Consider the following 14,760-nt stretch of genomic DNA (forward strand, 5'->3'; position numbering starts at 1 on the left):
CTATGAGTATGAGCATATTATGAAAAGGTTATACCTGTTTCATTAAATTTATATTGAAAATGTTTTCGCCTGCGTCCTCTCGTAGACAATGCGGCCGTTCACCACGGTCATGTCCACCGAGACGTCTTTGATCTCATCGGCGGGAATCTGAAAGATATTCCGGTCCAGCACCACCAGATCGGCCAGTTTGCCTACGGTGAGCGACCCGCGGATATCTTCTTCGAAGGAGGCGTAAGCGCCTTCGATGGTAAACATTTTCACGGCTTCCTCCACGGTGACTCCGTTCTCCGGATACCACGGCGCGGATCCTGCAAGATCGGTGCGGGTCACGGCGCAGCAGATATTGGGGAGAATGTCGAAGGGTTCTACGGGACAGTCGGAGCCGCCGCTGGCATGGATGCCGAGATCCTCCATTTTCCGCCAGTTGTAGCTGGTGGCGGCCAGTTCCGGGCCCACGCAGTCGTCCACGATATCCATATCGCCGCGGACGAAGATGGGCTGGATATAGGCCATTACGTTCAGGCTGCGGAAACGTTCCAGAAGGGGAATGTCGGTGATCTGACAGTGGACCACGCCGTGACGGGGATTTGCCCGCGGGCAGGTGTCCATGGCAGTCTCCAGACAGTCCAGCGTCTGTTCGATAGCGCCGTCTCCGATACAGTGGACGGCGATCTGCATTCCGTTTCTGTGAGCGGTGTCAAATAGCTTTTGAAGTACCGCTTTTTCATATATATGTATGCCCTTTGTATTTGGTGCGTTGCAATAGGGTTTTCTCAAAACTGCGGTGTTGGCCCCCAGGGAACCGTCGGTGAGGATCTTAAGCGGACCCAGGGTGTAAGCGCCCCGGAAGAGTCCGGCGCCGTAGCTCTCGCCGGTCCTGTGGCCGTGATCCAGAAACGCGTCCAGGGTCGCCTGATCCCGCAGCAGGCACTGCTGATAGATACGGATGGGGAGCTTTCCTTCTTCCGCCAGTTCCCGGTAAGCCTGGATGATCAGTTCGGCCTGATTCCCGGCAAAGGCTTCAAAGTCGTCGCTGTGGATCTGGACGATGCCCATGGCCGCGGCGTCGCAGGCGGCGGACAGGATCAATTCCTTGATCTGTTCCAGAGGGGGCGTGCCCATGGAGAGCTGTACCAGATTCTGTGTTTCCTCCTGTAGAAAACCGTTGGGCGTTCCGTCGGGATAAAATCCGATGCGGTGCGTCGTGGTCTCCTGTTTTTCTCCGGTCAATCCCAAAAGTTCCAGCGCTTTCGTGTTGACGATCATCATGTGAAAGCAGGCTCTGCGGATGACAATGGGGACGTCCTGAGAAACGCGGTCCAGATCCCTTCGGGTGGGCAGCGTTTTATCGTCCCAGTTGTTTTCATTGAAGCCCAGTCCCATGATCCAGGAACCCTTTTCCTTCGCCGCAGCCACAGCGCCTGCGCACAGTTCCATGATCTCTGACAGAGAGGTGGCGTGAAACAGGGAAAGGCAGTTCTTTACCTGGGCGTAATGCAGCAGGTGCATGTGCGAGTCGCAGAAGCCCGGCAGCATGAGCCGGCCCTTCAGATCGATCTTCGCTGTCTCTGGACCGGCCAGAGACAGGATCTCACCGTCCGTGCCCATGCGCATGATCACACCGTCTTTTACGGCTAAAGCCTGGCACAGGGGAATGGCCGGATCCAGCGTTCTGATCGTACCGTTAAAAAATATCTGATCCATGATCGTCTCCTTTTCAGATTCAGTTCAGCCAGCGGCGGGCCGGACCCTTTATCCGTCTCGGCGCTGCGGGGATAAAACAAGATAGATCTTTATATACCCAGGGAAGACTGGCGGCAATCGCCCGTTTGCGAGGGTGGGAAAACAGGAAGTCAGCGGATATCTGCGATCACCCGGCGGATGGCGTCGGGGATCACGTGCTCCACATCGGGGAGATAGACGCGTTCGCTCCACTGGTGCACATCCTCGCTGCGGGGACCCATGCAGAGGCAGGGGATATTCAGCGCCGCCGCTTCCTCGAAGGGGATATCGTACAGGGAGGGAGGCAGCGCGATATTGCGGAGAAACGCCCGCTCGCGCTCCGGGCTGATACAGGTCATATAGCTGATATCTCCCATGCCTGGGCTGTAGGGAGAGAGTCGGAACTGCATTCCATATTCGCCTTCCACCACCTGGCGGATGCTTCCTAAAACGGAGGTCAGATCTTTTCCCATATATTCGCAGGAGACGGAGGGATAGTAGGGCGGCGCCACGCCCACGGCTACCAGCGGAAAGCGCAGGCCGGAAGCCTCGATCATTGCTTTCATGAAGCACAGGCTGGCCTCCTGCAGGGAGAGCGTCTTTTCCGCCACCTCGGCGGTGAGACGCTGTTCCAGTTCTGAGCGGAAGCTGTCGAAATCGGCTCTGTTGGCCTTGACGATCTCTTCCAGCTCTCGAAGATCCACCACTACAGGAGCGAATGTCTGGTAACAGTCGTCGGAGACCAGTCCCCGGAATCTGGCGTGGGCAAAGCTGGTCTCGTATTTCTCGATCACAGAGCAGACGGAAGTTTTGCAGAGAGCTTTGATCTTTTCCAGGATCAGAGGCGGTGTCCTGCTGTTCAAGAACAGCATATTGACGCAGGCAGCCGCGTATTCCGGGATGGAGGCGTCACAGGTGGTTTTCAGGTCCCGGACCAGCTGAACGATAGGGGGCTGTGTGGAGACGCCCAGATCATCCGTGCAGAAATCCGTATTCAGGTCCAGATTTCGCGCGATCTCGGAAATGATGTGGGCGGCGTTCAGGCCTTTGAGCGGCTCCGCGCAGTGAGCGAGCTGTCCCTTGGCCACGATGACGGGCAAAAATTTTCCCGTGCCGCCGCAGTGGACGGTGAAGGGCTGACGGCTGCTGCAGATTTGCGGCTCGCCGATGAGTACGGCCTGATAATCCAGGCCGAACTGGTCCCTGAGCCGGCGGTAGAGAGACAGGGACCGGCGGGTCCCTGCCGAGATGTTTTCTCCGTCGCAGACTGCGGTGAACAGGATCGAGGCCTGGGGCTCCTCCTCGGTGAGGAGGACGTGGAGATCCACGGCGAGACCGGCCTTCATGTCCCCGCAGCCCCGTCCGAACATCCAGTCGCCGTCCAGTTCTCTCTTCAGCTTATCGTCCGTCAGTGGAAGCGTGCGGATCTTTTCTTTCAATTCGTCGGGCTTCAGGGCCAGCGGTTTCAGAGGACCGTAGCAGTCGGTCTCCACGGTGTCGTAATGACCGGAAAGAACGACGGTCTTCCTGCTTTTTCCCTCTTTCAGCGCCCAGATCACAGGCCGTCCCATGATGTCCCCCGCAGTTTCACAGCCCCAGTGATCGGGATGGATCTGGAAGTAGGGATCGTCGCTTATGCAGCAGGCGATGGTCTCCGCCATGCGGCATTCCATCTCGGTGCCCGTATCGCTCTGCACGGCGATCAGACGATATAAAATGTCTCTGATTGATATCTGGCTCATTGGCTTCTCCTTTGCTGAGCTGCACTGATGTTTTGACGTCGGAGTCTGGGGGCCGCTCCCTTCCGCCGGCAGGCGGCGGAGCGTCTGTTGTAGATTTAAATAGCAAATAGTGTGCCAACGGCGCCGCAAAAACAAAAGCCCATGAGTTTCAAGGCTTTGACGGCAGCCGGATCCGACGGGACTGGAAAAGACGCCGCTTCCTGTAAATCAAAGTTTCCGCAGGCGAAAATAAAATTTACATATTCCGGGCGCCATGCTAGAATAAAGGGGAAGTAAGAAGAACGGGAAAGGATGTGAAGCGGGTCGTGCTGGAAGAATATTTGGATGTCATCACAAGCATGGAAAATTTCGCTGACGGAATACTGGTTGTGGATGATAAAGCCCGCGTGGTATACTTTCGCAATTACAGGACAGGGATCACGCCTCTGCTGCGGGAGGAAGTGGTGGGAAAGAACATACTTGAGATCTATCCGGACCTGACAGAGGAGACCAGCACCATCTATAAGGCGCTGCGCACCGGAGAGTCCACCATCAACAAGCTGGAACCCATGACTACCTACGACGGAATGACTATGAATCTCCTTGACAATACGTTTCCCATCCGTCAGGGCGGCAAGATCATCGGAGCCGTGAGCATCGCCCGGTACCCGGATTTTATCAAGCCGGAGATCAGCATATCTGATTTTGAAGAAAAGTACCGCAAGGATCTATATACAATGGAAGATATCGTGGGGCGTTCGCCCCAGGTGCTGACGCTGCGGACCCAGGTGGAGCGGGTATCGCGGACCCATTCCTCCGTTCTGATCTACGGGGAGACGGGGACGGGAAAAGAACTGGTGGCCCAGTCCATCCACACGGCCAGCAACAGAAAGAGCAAGCTGTTCATCTCGCAGAACTGCGCGGCCATTCCCGGAAACCTGCTGGAGAGCATCTTTTTCGGTACCACAAAGGGAAGCTATACCGGTGCGGAGAACAAGCCCGGCATCTTTGAGATAGCCGACGGCGGCACCATCTTTCTGGATGAGATCAATTCCATGGACATCAATATGCAGGCGAAGCTGCTGAAGGTGATCGAGGAGAAAAAGATCACGCGGATCGGCGGGCTGGAGTCCAAGAAGGTAGACGTGCGGATTATCGCGGCGGTGAACGAACCGCCCATGCAGTGCATACGGGAGGGGAAGATGCGGCCCGATCTGTTTTACAGGCTGGGAAGCGTGATGATCCAGATCCCTCCGCTGCGGGAGAGAAGCAACGATATCGACGTTCTGGCGGAATGTTTTATCCATCAGTATAATAAGGAGATGGGCAAATCCATCGAAGGCCTGTCCGAAGAGGTGCGGGAGCTGCTCCCGCGCTATGACTGGCCGGGAAACGTGCGGGAATTCAAGAATGCCATCGAGGGGGCCTTCAATTTCTGCGACGGAAAGATCATTCAGAAGGAGGATCTGCCCCGGTATATATTCGAGGAGCTTGAAGCCAGAGAGCCGGAACCGGCGCCGCTGGCCATGGGGGAGACTCTGAAAAAATCCATCGACGACTACGAAAAACATATTATACTGTCCGAACTGGGCAAGACGAAAAATCTGACGGCGCTGGCGGACCGCCTGGGTATTACCAGGCAGGCGCTGAACCAGAAAATGAAAAAATACGGTATTTCCACTTCAAAGCAGGTATAACGGCGATTAAGAACTGGAAAAGCCGGGTAAAATAGTTCCATCAGATGGTCCTGGGGGACCGCAGCTACATCAGATTAGAAAAAGAAAGGATGGAATGATTATGGTTTATGTATGCAAGGTCTGCGGATGGGAATACGATGAAGAGAAGGGTTACGAGGAAGGCGGGATCGCGCCCGGAACCAAGTGGGAGGATCTGCCCGATGATTTTGAATGCCCTCTCTGCTACGTAGGCAAGGATGAGTTCGAGGAGAAGGAATAGCGCTTTTCCACCGCTGATCCTATGAGAGAAAAAATAAAACGCTTTGCGGAATGAATTCTGCGAAGCGTTTTTTTTCGTGGGAAAACGTCGGGAAATGATCAGCGGTAATTTTCCCGGATCATGGGAATATCGTTGTTGATCCCTTTGCTGAAGAGGATCTGATGCAGGTCGATAACGCCGTTATTAAAGGAAGCGGCGCAGGCGCAGAGATACAGCTCCCACATGCGCACGAACTGATCGTCGAACATGGACAGGACCTGCCCTCTGTTCTGCTGAAAGCGTTCGGACCAGCACAGCAGAGTCTTTACGTAGTGGCGGCGCAGGCTTTCCACGTCGATGGTATAAAAATGATAGTCGCCGGCGATGTGCAGGATCTCGCGCAGACTGGGAATGACGCCGCCGGGGAAAATGTATTTTTTCATCCAGGGATCTCCGGGGTTTTCTTTCAGCGCGCTGATAAAGTGGAGAAGGAAGATCCCCTCGGGCTTGAGTACGGCGTCCACGTTCTCAAAGAAGAGATCGTAATTATCCCGGCCTACGTGTTCCAGCATGCCCACGCTGATCACCCTGTCGAAGAGAAGTTGAGATTTGCGCAGTTCGCGGTAGTCCATGAGCAGAAATTTTACGCGGTCTTCAAGTCCCTCTTCTCTGGCTTTGCGGCGGCATTCTTTGTACTGTTCGTCGCTGAGCGTGATGCCTACGCCGGAGACGCCGTATTCCTTTGCCGCCGCGATGAGCAGGTAGCCCCAGCCGCAGCCGATATCCAGCAGGCGCATGCCGCGCTGCAGATGCAGTTTCTGCAGCAGATGGTGCGTCTTCTTTACCTGAGCTTCATAGAGGGTTTCGTTGCCTCGGGGGAAATAACCGCAGGAATAGTTCAGAGTCTCGTCCAGCCAGAGGCGGTAAAAATCATTTCCAATATTGTAATGGAAGCCCACTTCTTCCTTCTGGTGTTTCGCCTTGGTAGAGCTGTGAAGGATCTTGTCCAGCGCCCGGGCGTTCACTGAGAATTTGTCGATCTGGGAGAGCACTACATTCAGCGCGGTAAACAGGTCGCCATCCACTTCGATGGAGCGCCGCATGTAGGCTTCTCCCAGAGCCAGAGAGGTACTGGTCATCAGTTCCTTTTTCGATATGGGCTCGTTGATTCTGACGGTAAAAAGAGGTTCGCCCTTTCCAACGTTCATCGTATCGTTGTTCTCGAAACAAACGCTGAATGGGATCTGGTCCAGCTGCGAAAGCAACTTTTTGATCGCGGTTCTTTCAAATATCATATGAGGGTCTCCTTTTAACTGGATAGATTCGGTAATACATTTCTGACGGCCGTCCTCCGGCCTGGCGCGGAGGGAAATCTCCGGCAGAGCCGTATGGGCCGCAGAGCAGTACACAACGGCCGCCGGCCGGCGGCGCAGCCGCCCTTGGAATAGCGGCGCGGCAGACCGGCGCAGGTAATTGTGTCCAGTTTCATTTTGCCCTTTGAGATGAAAAATTATACAGTCAGACGTATTGCCGGTGGATTTAAAATAGGAAAGACGGCCACAGAGCATCCTTTGTTGACAAAGGAAAGGAGACGGGTGTAGAATTACACAAAAGAAGCCGCGGTCATGGGGGTACGGAAGTTCGCGTGGCGGCTGCACAGAGGAGAGAGGCGGATACGTCGATGAAGAGAAACGAATTTATATCCAAGATGAATAAGCAGGTTAAGCTGGTGCGGACGGAATACGATTTTACGCAGGAGAAAATGGCGCAGATCCTGGGTATGTCAAAGAAGACTCTGGTGGAGATCGAAAAGGGAAGGTCCTCCCTGGGCTGGTCTGGAGCCGTGGTGCTCTGTTCCATTTTTCCAAAGAGCGAGGTGCTGGCCGGTGTGCTGGGCGGAGAGGCTTCGGATATTATTCTCGCGCTGGCCTTTGAAGGCGACGAGCCCCAGTATCCGAAGACCATGGGAGGAAAGGTCTGGTGGCGCACCGTGGAGGAATACGGCGGCTGCAAGATCCAGCAGAATATTTTGTCCCAGCATTACAGGGCTCTGAATCAGGAGGACGAGCGGATCTGCGCATCCTTCGATCTGGACGCCGTCCGGGCCCGCCTGGACCGGTAGGGGGAGAAATTTCAGGAGGAATATTTATGATTCAACAGTTAAGCGGTTTTCTTGGAAAACCGCAATTATATGCGTCTGGCACTGGAGAGTTCTGGGATGACGCGCATATATCCAAAGGGATGCTGGAGGCACATCTCGATCCGCAGGAGGATGGGGCGACCCGAAAACATGAATTTCTTGACCGGTCGGTTCAATGGATCTCTAAAATTGCACCGCCAGCCCAATATAAATACCTGCTGGATTTAGGCTGCGGCCCCGGCCTTTATGCACAGCGGTTTCACGAGGCCGGTTATTCCGTCATAGGCGTGGATTTTTCCAGACGTTCGATTGCATATGCAAAAGAACAGGCGATACAGCAAAACAGAGATATTGAGTACCATTATCAAAATTATCTGACCATGGATTACGAAAATCAATTTGATGTCGTCACGCTGATCTACTGCGATTATGCAGTGCTGCCGAAAGAGGACAGGCTTGTTTTATTAAATAAGATTTATAAGGCGTTGAGACAAAACGGAAAGTTTATCGTTGACGTTTTTACACCGAGTATGAGAAAAAATGAAAGCCGTACTTGGCAATTCTACGAGGAGGGCGGTTTTTGGTGTGAGAAGCCGCATATCTGTCTGGAGTCTGTATACCAGTACGATGATGAGGACGCCACAGAGCTTCGTCAATGTATTGTTTTGACCGACGAATCCATAGATTGCTACAATATATGGGACCATTTCTTCTCCAAAGAAAAGCTGTTATTGGAAATCCAGACCGCAGATTTTAACGGTTTTGAATTCTATGGCGACGCAGCAGGAAAACAATTGACGGACGATGGCGAAACGATCTGCGGCGTTTTTACAAAGTAGAGCCGCTATGGCTTATTGGCGAAAGCCAGCCTTCGGCGGAGAGAGTAATCGGCAGATCGCCGGTTTGTGGGGAGGTTGCTATGTATGGCAGAATGCTTGATAAGCAGAACAGGCCGGCATTTGATGACATGGCCGCGTACTGTGGCAATGGCAGGGAGTTGTTTATCCGGATAAATAAATGGTTGTCAGATGTATGTAATACTGCGCAGGAAATTTCATTTCCCTACGGAAACAACTATGGCTGGGCAGTTGCTCACAGAAAGAAGAATAAGCTGATCTGCAATGTGTTTGCGGAGGATGGCGCCTTTACCGTCATGATACGATTGTCAAATGAACAATTTCATCTGGTATACGACCAGCTGGAAAAAGAGACCCAGGAATGTATCGACAGCAAATACCCCTGTGGCGATGGCGGTTGGCTTCATTATCGAGTTGCCGGTGAAGCTCATTATTGTGACATACAAAAGATGCTGGAAGTGAAGTGCGAGCCGTGGATCGCTTTTCCACACGAGACTGGATGTGCACGAGAATAAAAAAAGAAGGGCGCCGTCGCAAAACGGCGCCCTTTCCCTGTACGCAGGCGGTCTCTTTTCGCGGCCTGATCAGGCCGGCCTATTCCAGTTCTGCCAGCCAGACGGCGGAGTCCGCGTCGCTGGGCATACGCCAGTCGCCCCGGGGTGACAGACCGACAGAACCGACCTTGGGACCGTCGGGAATGCAGCTGCGTTTGAACTGCTGCGCGAAGAAACGGCGGTAAAACACAGACAGCCATTTTTTTATAAATTCCCCGTCGTATTCGTCTGCGAAAACAGTCTTTGCGATAAAGAGCAGTTTCTTTGGCGACATGCCGTAACGGATGGTGTAGAACATGAAGAAATCGTGAAGTACGTAGGGCCCCACGGTGTCCTCCGTCTTCTGCGCGATCTTGCCGTCCTCATCGGGCGGCAGAAGCTCGGGGGAGATGGGCGTGTCCATGATATCCTGCAGGGTCCGCTTCAAAAGGGCGTTGTCGCTGCTGAAGCCCTTGTCTTCATCGGGACCGGACAGGCGGTTTTCCATGAACCACTGAATGACGAACCGGACCAGCGTTTTGGGAACGCTGCAGTTGACGCCGTACATGGACATGTGATCGCCGTTGTAAGTGCTCCAGCCCAGGGCCACCTCAGAGAGATCGCCGGTGCCCACCACCAGTCCGCCGGTCTGGTTGGCTACGTCCATGAGGATCTGGGTCCGTTCCCGTGCCTGGGCGTTTTCATAGGTGACGCTGTGGTCCGCCGGGTCGTGTCCGATATCTTCAAAGTGCCGGAGCACGGATTCGCCAATGGGTATTTCGCGGACGTCCGCCCCCAGCAGCTTCATGATGGTCAGAGCGTTATTGTAGGTTTTGCCTGTCGTGCCGAAGCCGGGCATGGTGACGGCGATGATGGAGCCGGGATCCCTGCCCAGCAGCTTGCAGGTCTGGGCCGTGACCAGAAGGGCCAGCGTGGAATCCAGACCGCCGGATATCCCCACCACGGCGGTCTTCGCCCGGGAGTGTTCCAGACGCTTGGCCAGCCCTGCAGTCTGGATGCTGAAAATATCCTGGCAGCGCCGGTCGAAGACAGCCGGATCTTCCGGTACGAAAGGATTTTTCGGGTAGACGCGGGTCAGCTGATCCCTGTCGCCGTCCAAAACGGACAGGGGCTTCAGAACGACGGTGCGGTAATAGTCCCGATTGCTGTACGCGGAAGTGCAGGCCTCAAAATTCTGCCCGTAGGTACGTTCAAACTTGATGCGCTCGTAATCGATCTCGCCGTAGAGGATCTTTGCATCCCGGCTGAACAGCTGGCTTTCCGCCAGCAGCGTTCCGTTCTCCGCGATGGCGGAATCGCCGCCGAATACCAGATCTGTGGTGGACTCGTCCACGCCGGATGAAGCGTAGACGTAGCCGCAGATGTTGACGGCGCTGTTCTGCGCAACCAGACTGCGGCGGTAGTCGGATTTTCCTACCGTATCGTTGCTGGCAGAGGGATTGAAGAGAATATGGGCGCCGTTCAGCGCCAGATGGGAACCGGGGGTGATGGGCACCCACAGATCTTCGCAGATCTCCACGCCCAGCTTCAGCTGGTTGGTCTCGTCGTGGAAGATCAGATGGCCGAAGGGTACGTCTTCGCCGAAGAAGCTAACGGAATCCACAGCGCCGGCCACGCGGATGCCGGAGGCAAACCAGCGGGCTTCATAGAATTCTCTGGCGTTTGGAAGGAACATCTTCGGCACGATGCCCCGGACCTTGCCGCTCTGGATGACGGCGGCGCAGTTATAGTGATTATTCTCCAGTTTTAAATAAAAACCCACGATGAGGACCGCGCTGGTTCCCATCGTAGAATCGGCGATGGCTTTCAGGCTCTCCAGATTTTTTTCGTAGAGAAATTCCTGATAGAACAGGTCGCCGCAGGTGTAGCCTGTGATAGCCAGCTCCGGAAAGAGAATGACGGCGGCGCCGTTTTCTCTGGCTTCCTGAGCGCAGGCAAGAATCTGTTCCGTGTTGTAGCCGGTATTGGCGACCTTCATTTTGGGTGTTACGGCGGCCACGCGGATCAGTCCCAATTTATTCATAATACGCTCTCCTTTTACTTTCGGTTGTCTGTTCTCCGCCGCACGGCCGGTCAGGTGCGTATGCGATACGCCCGAAACAGTACTTCTGCCGGGGATCCTTCGGCGGAGGATTGCAGACGTCTTGATAGAAGTCTATTTTCGAGATTTATTATATACCAGATACGGGCCGGTATACAAGTGCAAGTCCCGCGGGGTTCTGTTCCATGAGGGGACAGACGCCGTCTGATCCCCTTTTTTTCATGGGAACACCACAGGCTGTCCGGCGGGCCGTTTTCTGGAAAGGCAGGGCGGCGAAAGGCTGGGGGGGCGGCGCCACTGCGTATTTACAAATAAATCAATTTAATATATAATATGTAATGAAAGGACGTTTTGCCTTCTTTGCTCGCAACACGTCATATCCTGAAATCATCGTCCGGATCGGCGCACACTCCTTGCGAAAACCGGGTGGGTTAGTATATAATTAGATGTTAAGCTGAATCAGCACAGGGCAGGTCAGGGATATAGAACACGGGAAAGAGGGAAGAGACGGTATGAAAAAACGGAGAATGATCGCGGCGCTGCTGAGCGCGGCGCTGGTATTGGGGATCGCTCCCGCGATTCCGGCGTCACGGGCGTCCCGGGCTTTCGGGGCTGAGGGAACAGGAGTTCAGGGAGATTCGGGCCTGCTGTGGCTTGTGAATTACGGACATTCGGTGTCGAAGGATTACGCTGCTTCCGATATGCGCACGGCGGCAGGTTCCTCTGTGAAGATGCGGGCGGCCGCAGCTTCTGCACTTGAAAGCATGGTGAAAGACCTGAAGAACACGGGCCTGTCTATCCGCCTGAACAGCGGTTACCGCTCTTACGCCACCCAGACCTATCTTTTCAATACGAGACTTGCGGCCAGGCAGAAGACCGGCATGAGCTACGAGGCGGCCTACGCCGCCACCCGGAAATTTACGGCGGTGCCCGGCACCAGCGAGCATCAGCTGGGGCTGGCCATCGATCTGTCCACCGACGGCACGCTGACCGCAGCTTTCGGCAATACGGCTCAGGGAAAGTGGCTCTCGGCGAATTGCTGGCGCTATGGCTTTATACTGCGCTACAGGGATGAGAAGTACAGTCAGACCCAGATAGGCGAGGAACCCTGGCATTTCCGCTATGTGGGCAAGCCCCACGCGCAGATCATGTATGAGAAGGACTGGTGCCTTGAGGAATATATCGATTGGCTGAAGGAGAACGGGCATATTTCTCTGACGGCGGGGGATATGGTCTACGACGTCTACCGGACGGCGGGCGACACCTCCGGCTACCGTGATGTGATCGACCGCTCATCTGACAACAGCGGCGGCGTGATCGTGACTACATATCATCCGGCGGACCCCATGGCCTATATCAGGGGACACTGGTCGGAGAGCAGTTTTGCAATGCTATTCGGCGAAGAAGTACCGGCCGTCTTCGGTGTGATCGATCCGGACCGGAGCATTACCAGAGGCGAGTTCGCGGCTCTGTACGCACAGCAGATGGAGAACGGAAAACTGCCGGCCGCCGCGCAGTCCCCGGGCAGCGCCGGTTTTTCAGACGTGCCCCGGACCGATCCGTATTACAGCGGAATCACCGCGGCTGCCGCCGCGGGCATCATGGGCGGAAACGGCGGGAGATTCCGGCCGGAAGGGTTTCTGACCAGAGAGGAAGCGGCGGTGGCTGCCGCCAAATGCGTGAAGGACGATGAGCTTCAGTATCTGGACTACGGCGACCTGGGAAGCATTTCAGGCTGGGCTTTTCAGAGCGTGCAGAAGCTTGCGCTCCACGGCATCATGAAGGGATCCGACGGGAACTTCAGGCCGGGAGCAAAGCTGACGTGGGGCGAGGCCGCGGCGCTGCTGCGAAGTCTTGAAGAGTACGTGGGCAGCGCAGACGGCGGGCTGCAGATATAAAAAAACAAGTTTGCGCGGGCGCGAGAATGGTTGCCGACGGCGGGCGCGCCGCAGGAAAGGACGATACAGTAAATGAAAGAAACGTATGTAAACAATTTGAGGACCGACGCGGAGATCCAGGACTTTTTCATGGTCAAGACCATAGCCGTCAAGATCGGCTCCAACAAAAAACAGTATCTGGATCTGCTGCTGGCGGACCGCATGGGGGAAGTGACGGCCAAGAAATGGGATGTGGCGGACACGGAACTCCCCTCGCTCAACGAGATCAAGGAGGGCGATCTGATCAAGGTGAAGGCCGTAGTGACGGAGTGGAACGGCATGAAGCAGCTGAAGATCATGCGCGTTCGCCGGGCGGTGGACCAGGATGGGCTGGAACTGGCGGACTTTATCAAGGCCGCTCCGGAAAAGCCGCAGGATATGCTGGACTACATAACCAGAGCCGTGGAGTCCATGACCGATCCGGATCTGAAGGCACTGTGTTCCAGACTGCTGGCAGATAACCGCGAAAAGCTGCTCTATTACCCTGCCGCGGTCAAAAATCATCACGCACAGCTGGGCGGACTGCTCTACCATACCAAGCGCATGCTGGATATGGGCGAGCGTGCCTGTCTGGTATATACGAATCTGAAGCGCGACTGGGTGGTCTGCGGCGTGATCATCCACGACATGGAAAAGCTCAACGAGATCGAATCCAATGAAATGGGCGTGGCTTCCGGTTACTCTTTTGAGGGACAGCTTCTGGGTCATCTGGTGCAGGGGGTGAAAACCATCGACCGGCTGGCGGAGGAACTGGGGATCGGCAGAGAAAAGGCCATCATGCTGGAGCACATGGTGCTGACCCATCACTACGAGCCTGAATACGGCAGCCCGAAGAAACCGCTGTTTCCCGAGGCGGAGATGCTGCACTATCTGGACATGATCGACGCCAAGATGTTCGACATGCAGCAGGCGCTGGAGGCTACGGAACCGGGTGGATTCTCCGACAAGATCTGGACGCTGGACAACCGGCGCCTGTATCGGCCGGCTGAGGTGTAGATATGGAGCAGCGGCTGAGGGAGAAATTTAAGGACGACCCGGGAATGATTATCAGGGAGATCGCCCTGGCGGCGGAGCGGGATCAGGACATGGACCAGGAGACGATGGAAGCCGTCAAGGAGACCGTGGGAGAGCTGAGCCGTCTGTCCGCAGCGGAGATCCGCGATCTCTTCGAGACGGTGCTGACGGCCAAAAGTCCTGCCAGGGGTCTTCGTCTGGCCGCGGCGGCGGGCGTCATGCCCTTTGTTCTTGGCGAGGAGTGTTACCCCCCGCAGTCCAGGCACGAGATAGATTCGTTTCAAACGCTCGTGGAAAACTATGACAGGGTACGCCCGGAGGCGGAATACCGCTGGGCTCTGCTTTTTCTCTGCTTCGACGACAAAAGGGCGGAGCAGGCCGTCTCCCGGCTTCATTTTGACCAGGACAGGCATTTTAAATTTACATCGGCGCTGAGAAAGACCCAGGAGCTTTACTTTATCGTGAGACCCTTCGATTTTAAGAAGTTTCTTTATGTGAACGGCCGGGAAAACTATGAATACTGGGAGAACGTGACAAAACAGCAGTGCAAGGTCTACGATCACCCGGATAACCGCATCATGTCCCGATATTATATGTTAAAAGAATTCGCGGAGTACAAAATGGCGGTCTGGCCGGAGGATCTGGCCGTGGACAGGGACGATCTCCTGGCCGCGGGCATTCCGGAGAAAAAGGCGGATTATATTTTGGAAAAGCTGCTCTATATGGTACATTACAAGCCCCGCTTAAACACCAGGAAAGATCTGCTGTCCGCCGCGAAGCGGGCCGCAGCCAATCCCTTTTCGAAATATCTGCGCGACGTGCATTTCTTTCGGTGATGT

General features: G+C 55.0%; 12 protein-coding genes. 8 read left to right on the forward strand and 4 right to left on the reverse strand.

The genetic code is table 11. From position 1 onward, the window contains the following. Positions 1–48 precede the first annotated feature (48 nt). Positions 49–1,704 carry an amidohydrolase gene (locus E0E37_RS04915; RefSeq protein WP_130861866.1) on the reverse strand — a complete coding sequence of 552 codons (1,656 nt, stop codon included), beginning with the start codon at positions 1,702–1,704 and terminating at the stop codon, positions 49–51. A 149-nt stretch (positions 1,705–1,853) separates the two neighbouring features. Beyond that, on the reverse strand, positions 1,854–3,464 hold the full coding sequence (locus tag E0E37_RS04920; protein WP_130861867.1) for a M20/M25/M40 family metallo-hydrolase: 1,611 nt from the start codon (positions 3,462–3,464) through the stop codon (positions 1,854–1,856). 305 nt (positions 3,465–3,769) lie between these two features. Here E0E37_RS04920 and E0E37_RS04925 point away from each other — a divergent pair, with 305 nt between their 5' ends. Both E0E37_RS04925 and E0E37_RS04930 read left to right on the forward strand, forming a co-directional pair. Then, positions 3,770–5,140 carry a sigma-54 interaction domain-containing protein gene (locus tag E0E37_RS04925; protein ID WP_130861868.1) on the forward strand — a complete coding sequence of 457 codons (1,371 nt, stop codon included), beginning with the start codon at positions 3,770–3,772 and terminating at the stop codon, positions 5,138–5,140. Between the two features lie 100 nt (positions 5,141–5,240). Next, positions 5,241–5,399: a rubredoxin gene (locus E0E37_RS04930; RefSeq protein WP_130861869.1), complete on the forward strand. Its 159-nt coding sequence runs from the start codon at positions 5,241–5,243 to the stop codon at positions 5,397–5,399. Positions 5,400–5,497: 98 nt separating this feature from the next. Here E0E37_RS04930 and E0E37_RS04935 read toward each other — a convergent pair whose 3' ends face one another. Next, entirely contained in the window at positions 5,498–6,673 is a 1,176-nt protein-coding gene (locus E0E37_RS04935; protein WP_130861870.1) for an SAM-dependent methyltransferase, read from the reverse strand. A gap of 386 nt (positions 6,674–7,059) precedes the next feature. Between E0E37_RS04935 and E0E37_RS04940 the strand changes: the two genes are divergently transcribed. The 3 genes from E0E37_RS04940 to E0E37_RS04950 all read left to right on the forward strand — a co-directional run bounded on the left by E0E37_RS04940 (position 7,060) and on the right by E0E37_RS04950 (position 8,890). Further along, positions 7,060–7,500, forward strand: coding sequence for a helix-turn-helix transcriptional regulator (locus E0E37_RS04940; RefSeq protein WP_130861871.1), 441 nt, complete (start codon positions 7,060–7,062; stop codon positions 7,498–7,500). Positions 7,501–7,526: 26 nt separating this feature from the next. Further along, complete coding sequence (locus E0E37_RS04945; RefSeq protein ID WP_130861872.1) at positions 7,527–8,357, forward strand: class I SAM-dependent methyltransferase; 831 nt, start codon at positions 7,527–7,529, stop codon at positions 8,355–8,357. Positions 8,358–8,437: 80 nt separating this feature from the next. After that, positions 8,438–8,890, forward strand: a complete 453-nt coding sequence (locus E0E37_RS04950; RefSeq protein ID WP_130861873.1) for a DUF3788 domain-containing protein — start codon at positions 8,438–8,440, stop codon at positions 8,888–8,890. Between the two features lie 79 nt (positions 8,891–8,969). Here the strand turns inward: E0E37_RS04950 and E0E37_RS04955 are convergent, their stop codons facing one another. Beyond that, entirely contained in the window at positions 8,970–10,952 is a 1,983-nt protein-coding gene (locus tag E0E37_RS04955; protein WP_130861874.1) for an NAD(+) synthase, read from the reverse strand. A 530-nt stretch (positions 10,953–11,482) separates the two neighbouring features. Here E0E37_RS04955 and E0E37_RS04960 point away from each other — a divergent pair. The 3 genes from E0E37_RS04960 (at position 11,483) to E0E37_RS04970 (ending at position 14,757) form a co-directional block, all read left to right on the forward strand. Then, entirely contained in the window at positions 11,483–12,868 is a 1,386-nt protein-coding gene (locus tag E0E37_RS04960; RefSeq protein WP_130861875.1) for a D-alanyl-D-alanine carboxypeptidase family protein, read from the forward strand. 72 nt (positions 12,869–12,940) lie between these two features. Next, positions 12,941–13,903, forward strand: coding sequence for a 3'-5' exoribonuclease YhaM family protein (locus E0E37_RS04965; protein ID WP_130861876.1), 963 nt, complete (start codon positions 12,941–12,943; stop codon positions 13,901–13,903). A gap of 2 nt (positions 13,904–13,905) precedes the next feature. Then, on the forward strand, positions 13,906–14,757 hold the full coding sequence (locus E0E37_RS04970) for a hypothetical protein (protein WP_130861877.1): 852 nt from the start codon (positions 13,906–13,908) through the stop codon (positions 14,755–14,757). Positions 14,758–14,760 lie beyond the last annotated feature (3 nt).

This window comes from Bacilliculturomica massiliensis (genome assembly GCF_900605495.1).
In the GTDB taxonomy this organism is placed as follows: domain Bacteria; phylum Bacillota; class Clostridia; order Peptostreptococcales; family Anaerovoracaceae; genus Bacilliculturomica; species Bacilliculturomica massiliensis.